Source organism: Pseudomonas sp. NFACC13-1 (genome assembly GCF_900104425.1).
Classification (GTDB): domain Bacteria; phylum Pseudomonadota; class Gammaproteobacteria; order Pseudomonadales; family Pseudomonadaceae; genus Aquipseudomonas; species Aquipseudomonas fluorescens_AA.
The window spans coordinates 36326-55057 of sequence record NZ_FMXV01000023.1 but is presented as its reverse complement, the minus strand read 5'-3'; the positions used below and the strand labels follow the sequence as shown (position 1 = coordinate 55057).

14 protein-coding genes are annotated in these 18732 nt (G+C 60.4%); 11 read left to right on the top strand and 3 right to left on the bottom strand.

Translation table 11 applies throughout. From position 1 onward, the window contains the following. Nucleotides 1-30: 30 nt before the first annotated feature. Nucleotides 31-795, bottom strand: a complete 765-nt coding sequence (locus BLQ55_RS23785) for a substrate-binding periplasmic protein (RefSeq protein WP_092257512.1) — start codon at nucleotides 793-795, stop codon at nucleotides 31-33. A gap of 356 nt (nucleotides 796-1151) precedes the next feature. Here BLQ55_RS23785 and BLQ55_RS23780 point away from each other — a divergent pair, with 356 nt between their 5' ends. The 4 genes from BLQ55_RS23780 (at nucleotide 1152) to BLQ55_RS23765 (ending at nucleotide 4629) form a co-directional block, all read left to right on the top strand. Beyond that, nucleotides 1152-1577: a VOC family protein gene (locus BLQ55_RS23780; RefSeq protein ID WP_092200854.1), complete on the top strand. Its 426-nt coding sequence runs from the start codon at nucleotides 1152-1154 to the stop codon at nucleotides 1575-1577. Nucleotides 1578-1705: 128 nt separating this feature from the next. Continuing rightward, entirely contained in the window at nucleotides 1706-2326 is a 621-nt protein-coding gene (locus BLQ55_RS23775) for a TetR/AcrR family transcriptional regulator (protein ID WP_092200857.1), read from the top strand. Between the two features lie 202 nt (nucleotides 2327-2528). Beyond that, entirely contained in the window at nucleotides 2529-3308 is a 780-nt protein-coding gene (locus BLQ55_RS23770) for a thioesterase family protein (protein ID WP_092200860.1), read from the top strand. A 49-nt stretch (nucleotides 3309-3357) separates the two neighbouring features. After that, entirely contained in the window at nucleotides 3358-4629 is a 1272-nt protein-coding gene (locus BLQ55_RS23765) for an OmpP1/FadL family transporter (RefSeq protein WP_092200863.1), read from the top strand. A gap of 57 nt (nucleotides 4630-4686) precedes the next feature. Here BLQ55_RS23765 and BLQ55_RS23760 read toward each other — a convergent pair whose 3' ends face one another. After that, the gene (locus BLQ55_RS23760; RefSeq protein ID WP_092200866.1) at nucleotides 4687-5472 is read right to left on the bottom strand and encodes an SDR family NAD(P)-dependent oxidoreductase; all 786 of its coding nucleotides are present in this window, start codon (nucleotides 5470-5472) and stop codon (nucleotides 4687-4689) included. Between the two features lie 136 nt (nucleotides 5473-5608). Beyond that, entirely contained in the window at nucleotides 5609-7072 is a 1464-nt protein-coding gene (locus BLQ55_RS23755; protein WP_092257509.1) for an efflux transporter outer membrane subunit, read from the bottom strand. A gap of 218 nt (nucleotides 7073-7290) precedes the next feature. Between BLQ55_RS23755 and BLQ55_RS23750 the strand changes: the two genes are divergently transcribed. From BLQ55_RS23750 to BLQ55_RS23720, 7 genes are all read left to right on the top strand, one after another. Then, nucleotides 7291-8400, top strand: a complete 1110-nt coding sequence (locus BLQ55_RS23750) for an efflux RND transporter periplasmic adaptor subunit (RefSeq protein ID WP_092200872.1) — start codon at nucleotides 7291-7293, stop codon at nucleotides 8398-8400. Beyond that, the gene (locus BLQ55_RS23745) at nucleotides 8397-11477 is read left to right on the top strand and encodes an efflux RND transporter permease subunit (protein ID WP_092200875.1); all 3081 of its coding nucleotides are present in this window, start codon (nucleotides 8397-8399) and stop codon (nucleotides 11475-11477) included. The genes BLQ55_RS23750 and BLQ55_RS23745 overlap by 4 nt, the downstream gene beginning before the upstream one ends. 56 nt (nucleotides 11478-11533) lie before the next feature. Beyond that, a complete protein-coding gene (fabF, locus tag BLQ55_RS23740) occupies nucleotides 11534-12826 on the top strand; it encodes a beta-ketoacyl-ACP synthase II (RefSeq protein WP_092257506.1) in 1293 nt (430 codons plus the stop codon). Between the two features lie 230 nt (nucleotides 12827-13056). Continuing rightward, nucleotides 13057-14772: a type I secretion system permease/ATPase gene (locus BLQ55_RS23735; protein WP_092257502.1), complete on the top strand. Its 1716-nt coding sequence runs from the start codon at nucleotides 13057-13059 to the stop codon at nucleotides 14770-14772. 18 nt (nucleotides 14773-14790) lie between these two features. Further along, on the top strand, nucleotides 14791-16101 hold the full coding sequence (locus tag BLQ55_RS23730; RefSeq protein ID WP_256326644.1) for an HlyD family type I secretion periplasmic adaptor subunit: 1311 nt from the start codon (nucleotides 14791-14793) through the stop codon (nucleotides 16099-16101). 1 nt (nucleotide 16102) lies between these two features. Then, nucleotides 16103-17410, top strand: coding sequence for a TolC family protein (locus BLQ55_RS23725; RefSeq protein WP_092257497.1), 1308 nt, complete (start codon nucleotides 16103-16105; stop codon nucleotides 17408-17410). Between the two features lie 123 nt (nucleotides 17411-17533). Further along, on the top strand, nucleotides 17534-18732 hold a 1199-nt coding region (locus BLQ55_RS23720; RefSeq protein ID WP_143011776.1), incomplete at its 3' end, for a M10 family metallopeptidase.

Sequence of the window (18732 nt, the reverse complement as noted above, 5' to 3'; positions counted from 1 at the left end):
GGGCTCTAGTCCGGCTCCCCCCACCACAGTCTATTGCGACAAATAAAGGTCATGGACACGCTTGACGGTCCCATCCGCGCGAAGCGCTTCAACCGCATCGCGTAAATGCTCGACCATTTCCGGCGAGCATTGCTTGGAGCAGGCCAGGTAAAGGTCGGCGTAGCTGCCAACCGAACTCATGAGCAGTTTGCGCTTGGACACCTTCGGCCAGATGTAACGACTCTCCGGCACCCCGTTGAACCAGGCATCGATACGCCCCATCAACAGCATCTGGGCGGGATTGTCGCCGATGGCCAACGTATAGATCTGTTCATCGCTGAACCCTTCGCTGCGCAGGATATCTTCCTGTGCACTGCCCAGGCCGACGCCGATCTTGTGGTAGGTTTCTTTCGCTTGGGCGAAGCTGGTCACCTGCCGTTCGAGGCTGAAAAAGGCGCGCTCCATGGGCATGATCGAGGCGATCCAGGTAAAGCGATCCTCACGAGTGGGGATGCGCGACAGGGGTGTGATCAAGTGGTCATGTTCTTCACTGACATGCTTTTGCGCACGAGCCCAGGGAAGCACATGGATCTTTACGGTGTACCCGGCCCTGGCCATGGCCGCCACGGCGACATCGCCCACGATTCCGTGGCCCCTGGGATCGTCGACGAATGTCAGCGGCGGTGCGTCGAGAATGTGCAGTTCAATGACCGGAGGCTCAGCGCTCGCCTCATGGGTAGCCAGCAGCGGCAGTAACAGACAAAGCCGGTAAAGCGCTTTGGTTGAGGCGTTCAAAACGCGTGTAGTCGGGCTCATGGACGATACTTCAGGCATTGAAAGTGGTGCGCCAATCCCGGCGTACAGGGCGCCGGAAACAACGTCTACAGGCCAGCTTCTTTATAAAGTGCGGCGCATGATGCAGCGATCCAGCGGGATTCACCAGAACCGTTCCATCCCATCACGTCAATGCCGCTGCCTTGGCCCGACTGTGCTTCTGAAGGTATAGATCATTTACTCGGCGCAAGCGGCTAAGTTTGGATGCGGACCTGCGGTGCAAGGTCCCGCCGCGAAACCCCGTCCTTTCCCAGCATCGCTTGGACACGGTCTGTAGGGTTTTCTTGCCGCAAGCGCGGCGCTACGATGGTCCAACCTCACACGTAAGAGCATTCTCGATGAGCCTTTCTCCGTTTCATCTGGCGATTCCGGTCTACGATCTTGCCGCCGCCCGTACCTTCTACGGCGAAGTGTTTGGCCTGGAAGAAGGCCGCTCCAGCAGCCAGTGGGTCGATTTCAATTTCTACGGTCACCAACTGGTGATTCATGAGCAAGCCAAGACCGCTTTCCAGGAAAGTGCCCAGAGCAATCCGGTGGACGGGCACGATGTGCCGGTCCCGCACTTTGGTGTCGTTTTGGCTTGGGAGGCGTGGGAGGCACTGGCTGAACGATTGAGATCTTTCGGTACGGAGTTTGTGATTGAACCCTACGTCCGCTTCAAAGGGCAGGTTGGCGAGCAAGCCACGATGTTCCTGTTCGATCCGTGTGGGAATGCCCTTGAATTCAAGGCGTTCAAGGATATGAGCCAGCTTTTTGCCAAATGATACGGATAAATCGGGAGCCCTTGTGGCGAGGGAGCAAAGCGCGGGTAACTGACGGACGGTTGTTTTGTGACCATATTCATGGGTGGTCACAAGTTGTCATCCCTCGCCGGGATGCGTAAGCTGCGTCCATGAATCAGCCAACAGCACCTTCGCCCAGCACTCGCGGCCCAGCCGATCATGACATTCGCGACCAGATTGTCGCGGCGGCCAACGAGCATTTCAGTCAATACGGCTACGCCAAGACCACCGTGTCTGACCTGGCCAAGGCCATCGGCTTTTCCAAGGCCTACATCTACAAGTTTTTCGATTCCAAGCAGGCGATTGGCGAAGCCATTTGCTCCAGCTGTCTTGCGAAGATCGTTGCGGCCGTGGAGGAGGCCGTCAGCGAGGAAGGGCTCTCTTCGACCGAGCGCTTTCGCCGTCTGGTCAAGACGCTGATTACCACAGGGATCGACCTGTTCTTCAATGATCGCAAGCTCTACGACATTGCCGCATTCTCCGCGTCGGAGCGCTGGCCCAGTTCCCAGGTGTATGACGCACGGATCAAGCAATTCGTGGTGCAGGTCGTACGGGAAGGGCGCGAAAGCGGTGAGTTCGAACGCAAGACGCCCCTGGATGAAACCGTTGAGGCGATACACCTGACCCTTCGGCCTTTCGTCAATCCTCTATTGCTGCAGTACAGCCTCGATCATGTCGAGGTGGCGCCGACGCTTACCGCCAACCTCATCCTGCGTAGCCTGATGCCCTGAGCCACGGCTGCGACGAGCAGCCGTCCCGATTCAAAAACGACTGTCCTTGCATTCGGGTTGTACCTGACCGAGTGGTCTCTTTTTGTCTGCTATGTGACTATTGACACAAATGGTCACATGAATAAGTATGGCATCGACTTTCAGGTGATCCCTCTTGCGGTGCTTTTGCGGGTTCACGTTCAGGCCGTCGGAGGACGTCTAAATGACCAGTTTTGCCCAGGTGCTGGCGCAGTTTGATCCGAGCCTGCCGTTCATTGCTCCAGCCAATTGGCAGCAGGGTCGCACGATTTTCGGTGGTCTTTCGGCCGCGTTGTCGTTGGAAACGGTTCTGCGCGAACGGCCACAGGGCTTTCCTCCGTTCAAGTCTGCGCAGGTGTCATTCATAGGTCCGGTCACGCAAGCCCAGACATTCGATACCAGCGTGTTGCGCGAAGGGCGATCCGTGACCTCGGTGTCTGTCGATTGCAAGTCGGGCGATGAGCTGGCGTTGCGCACGACCTTGCTGTTCGCTCAACCACGAGCCAGCAGGATTACCCATGAAGCATGGGGATGCCCGATGGTGGAGCAGGCGTCGCGGTACACCACGCTGGCGCTGGACAACACCATTGCGCCTGCTTGCGCCTTCAATTTCGAAATGCGCCCTGCGGGTGGGTCACTGCCGGTGTCCGGGGCTACGAATCCGGAGTTATTGATGTGGGTTCGTCACCTGGATGCCCAGGGGGTAGACCCGGCTGTGGCTTTGATCGCCCTGGCTGACAGTCTGCCGCCCGCTGCGATGACCTGCTTCACAGAGCCGGCAGCCATCAGCTCGGCTTCCTGGACAATCGATCTGCCGCAGCCCGCCGTGGCCGGCGAATGGTTCCTCATCAGCTCTTTCAGTCAGCAAGCCTTGGAAGGCTACTCGCTACAGGATATGGAGATTTGGGACGAAAGCGGTCGGCGGGTGCTTTGGGCGCGCCAGACCGTGGCGATTTTTACCTAGTAGAAAAACAAACCGTTTCCCCCTAGCAATTGTTCCTAGAGTCCTAATAATGAAAAGAATCTTGCTCAAGACCCCCGTGAGTCTCGCCGTTGCGCTTGCAACGTCCCAAGTGTTTGCCAGCGGCTTTGCGCTGAACGAACAAAGCATCAGTGGGATGGGCTCGGGTTTTGCCGGGCGGTCCTCTTCCGCAGAAGATGCCAGTACTGTCTTTGGCAACCCGGCGGGCATGTCTCGCCTGAAGAAAGAGCAGGTCAGCCTGGGCGCTGCGACCCTGTTTGCCAAGAACGATATCAGCCAGACCCGCAGTACCTTCGGTGGCCAAGAGGACGGTGACGTCGTGCCGACCACCACGGTGCCGATGGGTTACTACGTCAAGCCGGTGGATGAGCACTGGGCTGTCGGCGTCGGTTTTTATGTGCCATTTGGTTTGATCACCGATTATGGCAGTGACTTTGCCGGGCGTTATTACGGCAACAAAAGCGAAGTGACGACGCTGACCTTCCAGCCGACCGTCAGCTATGCCTTCAACGACAAGGTGTCGATCGGGTTCGGTCCGACCATCAACCGGATCAGCGGTGAGATCTCCGGGATGGTGCCCAATCCCCTCAGCCCCGGCAGTAACGACGGCAAGCTCAAGAGCAATGGCGACGATACGGCGCTCGGCTTCAACGCCGGCATCCTGGTGCAGGCGACGGACCAGACTCGCCTGGGGCTGACTTACCACTCCAAGGTCAGTTACCACCTGGACGCCAAGTCCAAGCTCACCGGCGGCATTTTCAGCGTGTTGGGGGTAAGTGGCCGCAGCTATGACGCGTCGTTGGACGTGGATACTCCGGAGTCCGTGGACATCTCGCTCACTCATCAGCTCAATGACGACTGGACGATCTACCTGGGAAGTACCTGGACGCGCTGGAGCCGCTTCAAAGAGTTGACCATCGAGACCTCCGGCTTGCCTGCGCTGCTGAGCGGCGCGCTGAGCACCGTCAGCGAAGAACAGGACTGGCATGACACCTGGGCCCATGCCATCGGTGCCGCGTACAAGCTCAACGATCAATGGGTCCTGCGCGCGGGCTTGTCGGTCGACCAGTCGCCCGCCAACAACACCAACCGTGGGCCTCGGATACCAACCGGCGACCGCACGGTGCTCAGTTTCGGTGCCGGCTGGACGCCGGTGGAAGACGTGACGATCGACGTGGCTTACTCTTACTTGCAGGAAGAGAGTGTGCGCGTCAACGAGACCTCGTCGACTCGTGGCGCATACAGTTCCAAGTACCGGAACAGTGCCAGCGGTTTTGGTACTTCAGTCAGCTATCGCTTCTAACGCAATAGGGCGTATGCCGGGAGCCCTTGCGGCTCCCGGTCCTTCGCCGCAGCGCATTCATGCACCCATGACATTCGCCATGAGACGCTGGTGAAATCGGCGGGGCGTGGCCCAGGTCAACACCGTGAGCGCCTTGTTGCCGAGGCCGGGTACCACACTCATGCGCCCGGCTTGCAGCGCGCGGATGCCTGCGCGAACCACTGGCTCGGGTTGCATCATCACCATTTTCAGTGCTGGCGTGAGGGTCTGGTTGGCACTCTGCGCAAACCCGGTATCCGACATGCCTGGGCACAGCGCGGTCACGACGACACCGTCGCCCTTGAGTTCCTGATGCAGTGCCTCGGAAAAGCGAAGCACATAGGCCTTGGCCGCCGAATAGACCGCGAAATTTTTCACGCCTTGATAGGACAGCAGGCTGGCGACCTGCAAAATGTGGCCGCGGCGGCGGATGCGCATGTCCTGCGCAAACAGGCGAGTCATGGTGGTCAGGCTGGCGATGTCCAGATTGATCATTGCCAGGGATTGGTCAATGGCGTGGTCCAGGAACGGGCCCTGCAATCCATGGCCGGCGTTGTTGATGAGCACATCGACCGTAATACCCCGTTGAACCAGTCGCTTGTGCAGTTCGATGACTGCTGGAATCGAAGACAGGTCGACTTGTTCGTTGATCACCTCGATGCCGAAACGCTCACGCAGTTCTTTTGACAGCGCTTCCAGTTTGTCCAGCCTGCGGGCCACCAGAACGAGGGATTTTCCCTGCGCTGCGTATTGCCGGGCGAACTCTTCACCAAAGCCGCTTGAAGCGCCCGTGATGAGCACCCAGGAATTCTCGTTGGTTTTCATGTGGCTGGACTCCGGTTGTAGAGATTGAAAATAGCTGCGATTGCCCGATCGCGAGCAAGCTCGCTCCCACAGGGTTAGCGCTCATTCCCTGTGGGGGCGAGCTTGCTCGCGATGACGGCCTGGTGTTCATGTCGGATCATCGGCTCGCGATGGGCTGTGGTGGCTGCGGCGCTTGCCAGCCGCCACCGAGCGCCCTGAATGCCGCGACCGCCGCGCGTGCCGATTCCGTCCGTGCTTGTGCCCGGGCATCGGATGCCTGGAGCAGCGTCTCGTCGGCGTTGAGGACATCGATCAGGCTGGCCGTGCCTTTCTGATAGGCGATAAAGGATGATCGACGCGCCTCGCTCAATGACGCTTCGCCTGCGGTGAGCGTCGTGGCCTGGGTTTCTCGGTTGACCAGGGCGGAGAAGGCGTTCTCGACATCCTCGGTGGCGCGCAACGCGGACTGGCGATAAGCAGCCAGCGCCTCGGCTTCCTGCCCCTTGGCCTGGTCGATCTGGGCGTTGATCCGGCCAAAATCGAACAGCCTCCAGCGCAGGCCCAGCGCCCCCGACGCCTGGCTGGCGCCGCCGGAGAAGAGGTGCCCGGCAGAGACCGTCGTGGCACTGCCGAGCAATGCGCTGAGGGAAAATTTCGGATAGTACTCGGCGACGGCTTCACCGATGCGGGCATTGGAGGCGGCGAGACGACGCTCGGCGACGATGAGGTCCGGCCGGCGGCGCAGCAGATCGGCGGGTGTACCCATCCCGCTGATTTGGGGGGGCAGGGGAATGCTCCCTGTCTCGGTCAGTTGCGGGCGGTGGGTGCCTGGCGGCGTGCCGAGCATGACATCCAGCGCATTCATGGCGGCATCCAGCCCGGTTTGCAGGACCGGTACCGTTGCCTGGACCTGGGCAAGTTCGCCCTCGGTCTGGCGGACCTGATAGCTGGCGGCGAGCCCTTTGCTGTAGAGCAACCGGACTTTTTCCAGCAGGTCCTGCTGGGTCTTGACCTGGCGATTCGCAATGTCCAGTCGCGCTTGCAAGCCGCGCAGGGTGATGTAGGTGTCAGCGGTCTGCGCGGCGACGGCCAGCCTCGTGGCCGCGGCCCCGGCCTCGGAGGCCTGGTATTCGGCCAATGCAGCTTCGCGTCCGCGTCGCAGGCCACCAAAGACATCCAGTTCCCAGCTCGCGCCCAGGTCCATCGAGTAGGTATTTCCGTATCGATCATAACCGGGGGTTGAATTGAGCACCTGGCCCAGCGGCGTTTCGACGGATTGATAGGCCCGTGCGGCCTGGCCGCTGATATTTCCCGACGGCAGCAAGGCAGCGTTGGCGGCGCCCAGACCCGCCCGCGCCTGGGCAACGCGCGCTGACGCTTGGGCAAGGTCGAGGTTCTGCTCCAGCGCCTTGTTGATGAAATCGGTCAGCACCGGATCGCCAAAACCCTCCCACCAGGTTGTGAGACGGGTCTGCGCTGTGCCGGCCCTTTGTTCGACAGAAGACTGGCCCAGGAAACGATCGGAAAGCGTGGCATCGGGACGCTGGTAGTCCGGGCCGACCGCGCAGCCGGTCATCAAGCTGGCGCTTACTAAAAAAGCAAGGGGTCGCAGGGGGGGCATTGACGTTTCCTTGGGATCGACATTTGTGACCATATTATATGATGGTCACACCCTGTCAATTGGTGATGGAAGTGGCCTTCAGAATTGAAATCACAGTATTTGCTGGGCGCCTGTAAAAAATCAGTTTTTAAAAACTGTCCCGCGATATGTGACCATTGACAGTATTGGTCACGAGCGCAAGAATGAGTTCCCAATCCTCCGTTCAGTAAAGGGAACCTATGCTCCGGCTCCGACCTGTCACCCTTGCCGCTTGCTTGTTGCCTCTTGTCCTCACGGCGTGTGGCGACTCCTCCACCGCCACCGATCCGCGCACGCTTGCTCCTCTGGTGAGGGTTGCGCAAGTGCAGGGTTCTTCCGTCGGCGCTCGTTCTTTCACCGGCGTCGTGGCGGCCCGTGTCCAGAGCGACCTGGGCTTTCGTGTGTCAGGCAAGGTCCTGGAGCGGTTGGTGGATGCCGGTCAGTCCGTCAAGAAGGGCCAGCCGCTGATGCGCCTGGACCCCATCGACCTGGGCTTGCAGGCGCGAGCCCAGCAAGAGGCTGTCACGGCCGCACGTGCCCGGGCCAAGCAGACCGCTGACGATGAAGCTCGATATCGCGAGCTGGTGGCCGCCGGGGCGATTTCGGCGTCGGGTTATGACCAGATCAAAGCCGCCGCCGATACCGCGAAGGCGCAGCTCAGCGCCGCCGAGGCGCAAGCCGACGTGGCCCGCAATGCGTCCGGCTATGCGGTGCTGCTCGCCGACGCCGATGGTGTGGTGATGGAAACGCTCGCCGAGCCGGGGCAGGTCGTCAGTCCGGGTCAACCGGTGGTCCGACTGGCGCGAGCAGGGCAGCGCGAAGCCGTCGTGCAACTGCCCGAGACCCTGCGGCCGGCCGTCGGGTCCAGCGCCCAGGCGACGCTGTATGGCAATACCAGCGGTGCGGTCACCGCCAGGCTGAGGTTGCTTTCCGATTCGGCTGACCGGGTGACCCGTACCTTTGAAGCGCGCTATGTCCTGGAAGGCGCCCTGGCTAATGCACCGCTGGGCTCGACCGTCACACTGCGTATCACCGAGGGTGTGGCCCAGGGGCAGGTGCTGCAAGTGCCGATCGCGGCGCTGTACGACCCCGGCAATGGCACTGGCGTGTGGGTCATCGACGGCGAGCCGGCAAAAGTGACTTGGCGTCCCGTCCAGGTCTTGGGCTTGAGCGACGACGCGGCGCGCGTTGCAGGCCGTCTCAACGTCGGTGAGCGGATTGTCGCCCTGGGTGCACATCTGCTGCGTGAAGGCGAGCCCGTCCGGCTGCTTGCTCAAGGCGATGTGAACGTCGCGGAGAGCCGCCAATGAGCTTCAACCTTTCGGCGCTCGCCGTGCGCGAGCGCGCCATCACGGTATTTCTGATTTTTCTGATCGCTGTCGCCGGGACCCTGGCGTTCTTCAAGCTTGGCCGCGCGGAGGATCCGCCATTCACGGTCAAGCAACTGACCGTCATCACTGCATGGCCGGGGGCGACGGCGCAGGAGATGCAGGACCAGGTCGCCGAGCCCCTGGAAAAACGCCTGCAAGAATTGAAATGGTACGACCGCTCGGAAACCTACACTCGTCCCGGCCTGGCTTTCACCATGGTTTCGCTGCTGGACCGCACGCCACCTTCACAGGTGCAGGAAGAGTTCTACCAGGCGCGCAAGAAGCTCGACGACGAAGCCAGCAAGTTGCCGGCGGGTGTGGTCGGCCCCCTGGTCAACGACGAGTACTCGGACGTGACGTTCGCGCTTTTCGCCCTCAAGGCCAAGGGCGAGCCGCAGCGCCTGCTGGTGCGTGATGCCGAGGTTCTGCGCCAGCGCCTGTTGCATGTGGCGGGGGTGAAGAAGGTCAACATCATCGGCGAACAGGCCGAGCGCATTTTCATTTCCTTCTCCCATGACCGGCTGGCGACCTTGGGTGTTTCTCCCCAGGATATCTTCGCCGCACTGAACAGCCAGAACGTACTGACGCCCGCCGGCTCCATCGAAACCAACGGGCCACAGGTTTTCCTGCGGGTGGAGGGGGCTTTCGATAAATTAGAGAAAATTCGTGATACGCCGCTGGCCGTCCAGGGGCGCACGTTGAAACTCTCGGACGTGGCGACCGTTGAACGTGGCTATGAAGACCCGGCCACCTTCCTGGTGCGCAACAACGGCGAAGAGGCGTTGTTGCTGGGCGTGATCATGCGCGAGGGTTGGAACGGCCTCGATCTGGGCAAGGCTCTCGATGCCGAAACGAGCAAGATCAATGAAGGCATGCCGCTGGGCATGACGCTGACCAAGGTGACCGATCAGGCCGTGAACATCGATTCGGCCGTCGGCGAGTTCATGGTCAAGTTTTTTGTCGCGCTGCTGGTTGTGATGCTCGTGTGCTTTCTCAGCATGGGATGGCGTGTAGGCGTTGTGGTCGCAGCGGCCGTACCGTTGACACTGGCCATCGTTTTTGTGGTGATGGCGGCTTCCGGTAAGAACTTCGACCGGATCACCTTGGGTTCGCTGATCCTGGCGCTCGGGCTACTGGTGGACGATGCGATCATCGCAATCGAAATGATGGTGGTGAAAATGGAGGAGGGATATGACCGGATCAAAGCCTCCGCTTATGCTTGGAGTCACACTGCTGCACCGATGCTATCCGGTACGCTGGTGACGGCGATTGGCTTCATGCCCAACGGGTTTGCCCAATCTACCGCTGGCGAGTACACCAGCAACATGTTCTGGATCGTAGGCATCGCCCTGATCGCCTCTTGGGTGGTTGCGGTGGCTTTTACCCCTTACCTGGGGATGAAAATGTTGCCGGACATCAAACCGGTCGAAGGCGGACATGCCGCCATTTACAACACCCGCCACTACAATCACTTCCGCCAGGTCCTGACGCGGGTCATCAGCCACAAATGGCTGGTGGCCGGTACGGTGATCACGCTGTTTGTCGTGGCCGTCCTGGGCATGGGCCTGGTGAAAAAGCAGTTCTTTCCGACTTCAGACCGTCCCGAGGTAATGGTCGAGGTGCAAATGCCCTATGGAACTTCCATCGAGCAGACCAGCGCCGCCACGGCCAAGGTCGAAGCCTGGCTGCAAAAACAGGCGGAAGCGAAAATCGTCACCGCCTATATCGGACAGGGCGCGCCGCGTTTCTTCCTGGCAATGGCGCCAGAACTCCCAGATCCGTCGTTCGCCAAGATCGTCGTGCTGACGGACAGCCAGGAGGCACGGGAAACCCTCAAGTTCCGTCTTCGGGAAGCGGTTGCCGCAGGGCTTGCCCCAGAGGCCCGTGTCAGGGCGACCCAGATTGTGTTCGGTCCGTATTCACCGTTTCCGGTGGCCTACCGGGTGATGGGGCCTGATCCGACGAAACTGCGGGAGATTGCCGCACGCGTACAGGACGTCATGCAAGCCAGCCCGATGATGAGAACGGTCAACACCGATTGGGGGCCGCTGGTGCCGACGCTGCATTTCAACCTGGATCAGGATCGCCTGCAGGCGGTCGGACTGACATCCAGTGCCGTCGCCGAGCAACTGCAATTTCTGCTGGCAGGGGTGCCAATCACGGCGGTTCGTGAGGACATCCGTTCGGTTCAGGTAGTCGGTCGAGCCGCCGGTGACATCCGTCTTGACCCCGCCCGGATCGAAGGCTTTACGCTGGTAGGGGCCGCCGGGCAGCGTATCCCGCTGTCCCAGGTCGGCGAGGTGGATGTACGCATGGAGGATCCGATCCTTCGGCGACGTGATCGTACGCCGACCATCACCGTGCGCGGCGACATTGCCGAAGGCTTGCAGCCACCGGACGTCTCGAGCGCGATGCTCGAGCTGTTGCAGCCGATCCTCGACACGCTTCCTGACGGCTACCGGATCGAGCAGGCAGGGGCTATCGAGGAATCGGGCAAGGCCAACCAAGCAATCCTGCCCTTGCTGCCGATCATGGTGGCGCTGACGCTGCTGATCATCATTGTCCAGGTGCGTTCGATCTCGGCGATGCTCATGGTGTTCTTCACCGCGCCCTTGGGACTGATTGGCGTGGTGCCGATGCTGTTGATATTCCACCAGCCGTTCGGCATCAATGCCCTGGTCGGCCTGATCGCACTGTCGGGCATCCTGATGCGCAACACGCTGATCCTGATCGGGCAGATCCATCACAACGCCCAAGAAGGGCTGGATCCGTTCAATGCTGTCATCGAAGCCACCGTACAGCGGGCCCGCCCCGTGCTGTTGACAGCGCTGGCGGCGATCCTGGCGTTCATTCCCCTGACGCACTCGGTGTTCTGGGGTACGTTGGCCTACACGCTGATCGGCGGTACGTTCGTCGGCACCCTCATGACCCTGGTGTTCCTGCCGGCAATGTATTCCATCTGGTTCAAGATCCGTCCTGGCCAGCCTGCTCCAATTGAAACAGTACGGCTGGTATAAGCGAGTGTTCACGTGTGGCTGCCAGTGAGCGTCGACCGAGAAATGAAGAGGTTCTTATGAGTACTCCCGAAGGTCAAAAACGAATCGTCGTCACAGGGGTTGGCATTGTCGGCCCCTTGGGTTGCGGTGTAGAACAGGTATGGCAACGGTTGCTGGCCGGCCGCTCCGGCATTCGTGTCCTGCCTGGAGATATCACCGAGGGTACCGGTGTCGCCGTGGGCGGCCAGGTGCCGTCGTTGGAGGAAGATGCCAGCGCTGGCTACGATCCCGAGCGCGTCATCGCGCCCAAGGATCGCAAGAAAATGGATCGCTTCATCGAGTTTGCGCTGGTGGCTGCCCATGAGGCCCTGGAGCAGGCGGGCTGGCATCCGACTGAAGCCGTCGACCAGGAACGGACCGCGACGATCATTGCATCGGGCGTGGGCGGGTTTGGCGCCATTGCCGATGCCGTGCGCACCACCGACTCGCGGGGGCCGCGTCGGCTGTCACCGTTCTCCGCACCGGCGTTTCTCGCCAACATGGCGGCCGGTCACGTGTCCATCCAGCATGGCCTCAAAGGCCCGCTCGGTGCACCGGTAACCGCCTGTGCGGCCGGCGTGCAGGCCATCGGCGACGCGGCCCGGCTGATCCGGAGCGGGGAGGCGGACATTGCCGTTTGCGGCGGTACCGAGGCGGCGATCGATCGCGTGACCTTGGGGTGTTTCGCGGCGGCCAGGGCGCTCTCCACCGGTTTTGCCGACCGCCCGCAGGAAGCTTCGCGCCCCTTCGACCGTGATCGCGACGGCTTTGTCATGGCCGAAGGCGCGGGCTTGTTGGTGATCGAGTCGCTGGAGCACGCCTTGGCGCGTGGGGCCAAACCCCTGGCGGAGCTGGTCGGCTATGGCACCAGCGCCGATGCCTACCATCTGACGGCCGGCCCGGAAGACGGCAACGGCGCCCGCCGCGCAATGGAACAGGCGCTGCGCCAGGCCGCAGTCAGCCCAGCCGATGTGCAGCATATCAATGCCCATGCGACGTCTACCCAGGTCGGCGACAGCGGGGAGCTGGCGGCGATTCGTTCGGTATTCGGCGCTGACTCCGGGGTGGCGATTACCTCGACTAAATCGGCTACCGGCCACCTGTTGGGCGCGGCCGGGGGCATTGAAGCCGTTTTCACGGTATTGGCGCTGCGTGACCAGATCGTGCCGCCGACCCTGAACCTGGTTCATCCTGACGAGGCCGCCGCTGGGCTTGACCTGGTCGGCCTGAAAGCCAGGAAGATGCCGATTACCCATGCGCTTTCCAATGGGTTCGGTTTCGGTGGAGTCAATGCCAGTGTGTTGTTTCGTCGTTGGGAGGCTGAGGCTTGAGCATCTGATCCTGTGTCGCCCATCGAGAAGGGCCATTCCGCGTGGCGTATCACCCGTCGCGAGGATTTCAGTTTTTCCTTAAGAACTGAAAAAACGTGCCGATACAACGCGGTAGATCCGATTGTGCGGGCGCTCCAGCGGTGCCCGCCGAACGATATTCCAGGTGTTCGCACGCCTGTGCCCTTGTGATTTTTCAGGTTTGACCAGAATCGGACCTCAGGTGATGAACCATGTCAGCCCACGCCAGGACCGAACTGGAAGGCGCCCTTGCCGTCTGCAAAGGTAGTTTTCTTGCCGTTGGTTTTTTCAGTTTTTTTGTCAACTTGCTGATGCTGGTTCCTTCGTTCTACATGCTGCAGGTGTATGACCGCGCGGTAGGCAGCGCTAGCCTGTCGACGCTGTTGATGCTGACGCTGATCATGTTGCTGTTGATGATCACCATGGGTGGTTTGGAGTGGGTCCGTTCGTGGATTATGGTGCGGATCAGTACTCGACTGGACACGCTGCTGAGCCAGCGTCTGTTCGACGCCAGTTTCAAGCAGGCGCTCAATACCAGTGGCATGAATGCCACGGCCCAACCTCTGAGCGACCTGAACGGTTTGCGCCAGTTCCTGACGGGCAACGGCCTGTTTGCATTTTTCGATGCGCCGTGGATCCCGATCTACCTGGCTGTCATGTTCATGTTTCACTCCTGGTACGGCTGGATGGGGATCGTGAGTGCCGTGTTGCTGGGCGCACTGGCGTTTGCCAACGAAAAGCTCACCCACTCGCCGCTGCAGGCTGCCAATCGTGAACAAATGGCGGCCACTGCATTCACCAACAAAAGCTTGCGCAATGCCGAAGTGGTGGAGTCCATGGGCATGCTTGCCAGCTTGCGCGCGCACTGGAGCGGGCGAACCCATAAGATTCTCGCCCTGCAAAGCCTGGCCAGCGATCGTGCCGCGACCGTGACGTCGGTGTCCAGGACGTTCCGGCAGATCGTTCAGTCGCTGGTGTTGGGCCTGGGTGCCTATTTGACGATCAATCAAGAGATTTCGTCCGGGCTGATGATTGCCGGCTCGATTTTGCTAGGGCGTGCGTTGGCGCCCATCGATCAGTTGATCGGCGTCTGGAAAGGCTTTCTGGGCGCCCGCTCGCAATATGCCCGGCTGCACGAATTGCTGCTCAAGATTGCCGCCGAGCCTGAACGCATGCCGTTGCCGGCCCCCGACGGGGCGATTCGCGTCGAGGGTCTTTCGGCGGGATCGCCGGACGCTCGCAAAGCGATTATCCGTGGCGTGAATTTCCAGGTGGCTGCGGGTGAGGTCGTGGGCATCATTGGACCTAGCGGTTCCGGGAAATCGACCCTGGCCAGGGCGTTGTTGGGCGTCTGGCCAAGCCTGGTCGGCACCGTGCGCCTGGATGGTGCGGACATCAATCAATGGCGTCGGGAGGAGTTGGGCCCGTACATCGGTTATCTGCCCCAGGACATCGAACTCTTCGAAGGCACGATCAGCCAGAACATTTCCCGCTTCGGCTCGGTGAACCCACCTGCCGTGGTCGCCGCCGCGCGCATGGCGGGGGTGCATGAGTTGATTCTGCAACTGCCCGATGGCTACGACACCCTGATCGGTGCCAATGGCGGTGGGTTGTCCGGCGGCCAGCGACAACGTATCGGCCTGGCCCGCGCCTTGTACGGTGAGCCGCGCTTGGTAGTGCTCGATGAACCGAACTCCAACCTGGACGAAGCCGGAGAAAAAATGCTCGCCGAGGCGCTGCAAAAGCTCAGGCAGAGCAGGGCCACGGTGTTTGTCATTACCCATCGATCCGGCGTGCTGGCGCAGGTGGACAAGCTGCTGGTGCTCAATCAAGGCGAACTGAGTCTGTTCGGGGCCCGGGACCAGGTCCTGGCCCGCCTGCGAGACGTATCACCCGCGACCCGCCAGACTGCCGCGATTCAACCGTAGGAACGGATGAGCCATTTCATGCAAAACAGTCAGCACTCATCCACTGCGCTGCCCGTCGATGACAGGCCGATACGCCGCGTCGGCTACCTCATGCTGCTGGTCACCTTTGGCCTGTTCGGTGGTTGGGCGGCATTGGCCCCCCTCGACAGCTCGGCACTCGCGCCGGGCGTGGTCACGGTCAAAAGTTACCGCAAGACGGTGCAGCACCTGGAAGGTGGCATCGTGCGCGAACTGCGCGTGCACGACGGAGACCTGGTGAAAACCGGCGATGTGTTGCTGGTGCTCGACAACACCCAGGCGCGTGCGGAAATGGAAGCGACGCGCAGCCAGTTGATCGCCGCGCTCCAGTTGCAGGCCCGGTTGGAGGCAGAACGTGACGGGTTACCCGAGCCTTTGGCGGTGCCGACCCTGGATTCCGCTGACCCACGAGTGCAGGAGGCCCGGGACAGTGAGGCACGAATTTTCCAGACCCGACGAACCTCGTTGCTGGGTGAAATCGGTTTGCAAGAGAAGACCATCGGACAAATCGAGGAACAGATTCGCGGATTCAAGGCCATCATCGCCAGCAAGCAGATGCTGGCGGCCTCTTATCAAGACGAAATAGTCGATCTGCGGGCACTGCTTGCCGAAGGCTACGTGGACAAACAGCGCCTGCGCGAGCAGGAGCGCAGCCTCGCCCGCCTGCAAACCGAAATAGCCGAAAGCCAATCCGAGATCGCGCAAGCGCGGGTGCATGTCGACGAGGCGAAGTTGAAGATCCTGCAATTGAAAAAGGCCTTCGCCAGCGAAGTCGCTGGCCTGCTGGGCGATGCACGGACCAAGGTGTATGAGTTGCGCGAACGACTGGCCACCTTGCAGGATCGCGATCAGCGTACCGATATCCTCGCGCCCGAGTCCGGAATGGTCATGGGCATGACTGTCCATACCCTCGGCGCCGTGGTCAGCCCGGGCACTGCACTGCTGGACATCGTCCCGGCCAACGAGGAACTGATCGTCGAGGCGCAAGTGTCGCCGATGGACATCGACCGCATCGCGTTGGGCAAGTTGGCGGACATTCGCTTCAGCGCATTCAAGAGCAGCACCACGCCCGTCATCGAGGGGCGGCTGGTGCAGATTTCCGCCGACCGTCTGATCAACAAGGACACGGGCACAGCTTATTACCTGGCGCGCGTGGCCTTGACCGACAAAGGGCGCCGGACATTGGGCAACCTTACCCTGGTGCCGGGAATGCCGGTCGAAGTGCTGGTCAATACGGGGGCGCGGACGCTGTTGCAATACTTAATGCAGCCTGCGAGCAATGTGTTCGCCCGTTCGTTGATCGAGGACTGAGATGAAGCGCCTGATCATCCTGTGCCTGGCCCTCATGCCACTGGGAGTCTGCGCTGACGACACTTATATCGACCTGTGGCAATTGCACCAGGAAGCGCAAGGGGCCGATCCGCGCGTCCTGCGGGCACAAGCCCTGACCCGAAGCGAAGAGGGCAAGGAGCGGGCGGCCTTCGGTCAATTGTTGCCGCAACTCAACGCCAGCGGCAGCATCAACCGCAGCCGGCGCGACGACGACCTGAACCGTATCCAGTACAACGGCAAGCGCATGGCCGTGGTGCTCAATCAGGTGATCTACGATCCGCAGGTCTGGCGCAGTTACCAGAAGTACATCGAGTTGGTCCGGCAGAGTGGCTACGAGTCGACCGATACCCAGGTGCAGGCCAGCATCGATCTGTCCGAGCGCTATTTCGCCGTGCTTGCCGCGGAAGACGAGCTGTCGCTGGTGCGCAGCGAACGGCAGGCGACGGAGCGTAACCTCAAACGGGTCAATGCCCTGTACGCGCGACAGATGGCGATGGTAACCGACACACTGGATCTTGAAGCGCGGGTGGATGCGCTCAAGGCTGACGAGATCGAAGCCAGCAACAAGGTCCTGGTCAGCCGTGAAGCGATTTCCGAACTGGTGGGGCGCGAGGTCAGCGAGCGGTTCAAGCGTATCGGCGACAATCCAGCCTTCAGCCTGCCAGCGCAAGCGCAGGACTACTGGGTCCAGACGGCACTCGACAGTAACCCGGCGCTGCACGCCCGGGAGCACAGTGTCCTCGCCGCCGAGGCGGCCATTGCTGAAAACAAGGCAGGGCATCTTCCCCGGCTGGGCCTGAATTTGACGGCGCAACGCAGTGACATTGGCTATGAAGGCGCCGTGACGCCTCGCTCGGACAACCTCGTGGCCTCCCTGGATTTGCAGATGCCGCTCTACAGCGGCGGTTCCACCCGTGCACGGGTATCGAGCTCCGAAAGTGACAAGGAAGTCGCCCAGCAAGAACTGGAGGCCTTACGTCGCCAGGTCATCAAGGAAACCCGCACGGCTTATCTCGGCATGAGCGCGGAACTCAGCCGAATCAAGGCAACGCGGCGTGCGCTGGAGTCTGCCGAGAAGTCACGCATGGCCACGGAAAAAGCCTTTGGCTACGGTGTCAAGAATGCCGTCGATGTGCTCGATAGCATCAAGGAAGAGTTTCGTGCACGGCGTGATTTCTATCAGTCCCAATACAAGTTCGTGACCAGTTTACTAGTGCTGCATCGCTGGAGCGGACGATTGGGCGATGGGGATATTCGCCGGGCCAATGAGTGGCTGGTTACGCCATAATTAGCGGATTCAAGGCATCGAGTGGTGGCTAAGTGATATCAATTTCGCTGTTTCTGATGCAAAATAACCCCTTTGTAGCGGCCGCATTTCGGAAGGCCGCAGATTGCTTACAGGAAGCTTCACATGCCTAGTCCCGTTGGTTATTCATTTTCTTCGTCGGCAACGTTGACCGGCAATGCGCAAGTCGACAGCTTGCTGGCCGGTACCTATTGGATGGGCAACACTTGGAGCACCGGTACGTTCACCACGCCGCTGACGTACAGTTTCATGACTGAGACTTCGCGTTTTGCCAGCATCTACAGCAGTGAAAATGAGTATGAGGCCGGCTACGTCCTGACTTCAGCCCAGCAAAGTGGCATTACCAGTGCGCTCAGCATGTGGAGCTCGGTTGCCAATATCAAATTCACCCAGGTCAGCGAGTCCACCACCACCGTAGGCGACCTGCGATTCGGCGGTTATCTGAACATGGATAGTGACACCGCAGCCTGGGGCTATTTTCCCGCTGATACCCCTAGCGGCGGTGATGTCTGGCTCGGGCCAGTGACGAACAACCCGGCCCCCGACAAGGGGACTTACGACTACCTCGTTTTCATGCATGAGATCGGCCATGCACTTGGCCTCAAGCATCCGTTCTCTCAAAACCTGTCAAATTCCACGGTGCTCGCAGCACAGTTCGATGACGTTCGTAATACGATTATGAGTTACAACACCTCGTATTCTTATGAACCCACCACCCCCATGGTGCTGGACATTGCTGCCATCCAAAGTCTTTACGGCGCCAATACTCAATGGCAGAACGGCAATAACACGTATCGCTGGTCGCCCAGCCAATCGGTTTTCGAAACGATTTGGGACGCCGGCGGCACTGATACGATCGATGCGAGCAATCAGATCGCAGCGGTGCGCATCAATTTGAATGAAGGTCAGTTCAGCAAAATTGGCCAAGCGTTCATGGACCTCAGCTCCCAGAAGGCCTTCAATGAAGGGCTGGCGATCGCATATGGCGCTAAAATCGAAAATGCCGTCGGATCAGCCAATGACGACACCCTGATCGGCAATGCACTGGGGAACGTTCTGAATGGCCTTGCCGGCAAGGATGTCATGACCGGTGGGGCCGGCAACGACACCTACGTGATTGATAATATTGCGGACATTGTCAGCGAAACCAGCACCCTGTCTAGTGAAATCGACACCGTGCTCTCGTCTGTAAGCTGGGGCCTGGGTGCTAATCTGGAAAATCTCACGCTGACCGGCAATGCCCAAGTCAACGGCGGGGGAAACTACCTGAATAATGTGCTGACCGGCAATGCTGCCAACAACGT

What these genes read in the sequence shown, in the direction of transcription:
- BLQ55_RS23760 (WP_092200866.1), bottom strand. Translation starts at nt 5,472, where the DNA reads ATGAAAACCAACGAGAATTCCTGGGTGCTCATCACGGGCGCTTCAAGC.
- BLQ55_RS23750 (WP_092200872.1), top strand. Translation starts at nt 7,291, where the DNA reads ATGCTCCGGCTCCGACCTGTCACCCTTGCCGCTTGCTTGTTGCCTCTT.
- BLQ55_RS23735 (WP_092257502.1), top strand. Translation starts at nt 13,057, where the DNA reads ATGTCAGCCCACGCCAGGACCGAACTGGAAGGCGCCCTTGCCGTCTGC.
- BLQ55_RS23765 (WP_092200863.1), top strand. Translation starts at nt 3,358, where the DNA reads ATGAAAAGAATCTTGCTCAAGACCCCCGTGAGTCTCGCCGTTGCGCTT.
- BLQ55_RS23785 (WP_092257512.1), bottom strand. Translation starts at nt 795, where the DNA reads ATGAGCCCGACTACACGCGTTTTGAACGCCTCAACCAAAGCGCTTTAC.
- fabF (WP_092257506.1), top strand. Translation starts at nt 11,534, where the DNA reads ATGAGTACTCCCGAAGGTCAAAAACGAATCGTCGTCACAGGGGTTGGC.
- BLQ55_RS23725 (WP_092257497.1), top strand. Translation starts at nt 16,103, where the DNA reads ATGAAGCGCCTGATCATCCTGTGCCTGGCCCTCATGCCACTGGGAGTC.
- BLQ55_RS23755 (WP_092257509.1), bottom strand. Translation starts at nt 7,072, where the DNA reads ATGCCCCCCCTGCGACCCCTTGCTTTTTTAGTAAGCGCCAGCTTGATG.
- BLQ55_RS23780 (WP_092200854.1), top strand. Translation starts at nt 1,152, where the DNA reads ATGAGCCTTTCTCCGTTTCATCTGGCGATTCCGGTCTACGATCTTGCC.
- BLQ55_RS23775 (WP_092200857.1), top strand. Translation starts at nt 1,706, where the DNA reads ATGAATCAGCCAACAGCACCTTCGCCCAGCACTCGCGGCCCAGCCGAT.
- BLQ55_RS23745 (WP_092200875.1), top strand. Translation starts at nt 8,397, where the DNA reads ATGAGCTTCAACCTTTCGGCGCTCGCCGTGCGCGAGCGCGCCATCACG.
- BLQ55_RS23730 (WP_256326644.1), top strand. Translation starts at nt 14,791, where the DNA reads ATGCAAAACAGTCAGCACTCATCCACTGCGCTGCCCGTCGATGACAGG.
- BLQ55_RS23770 (WP_092200860.1), top strand. Translation starts at nt 2,529, where the DNA reads ATGACCAGTTTTGCCCAGGTGCTGGCGCAGTTTGATCCGAGCCTGCCG.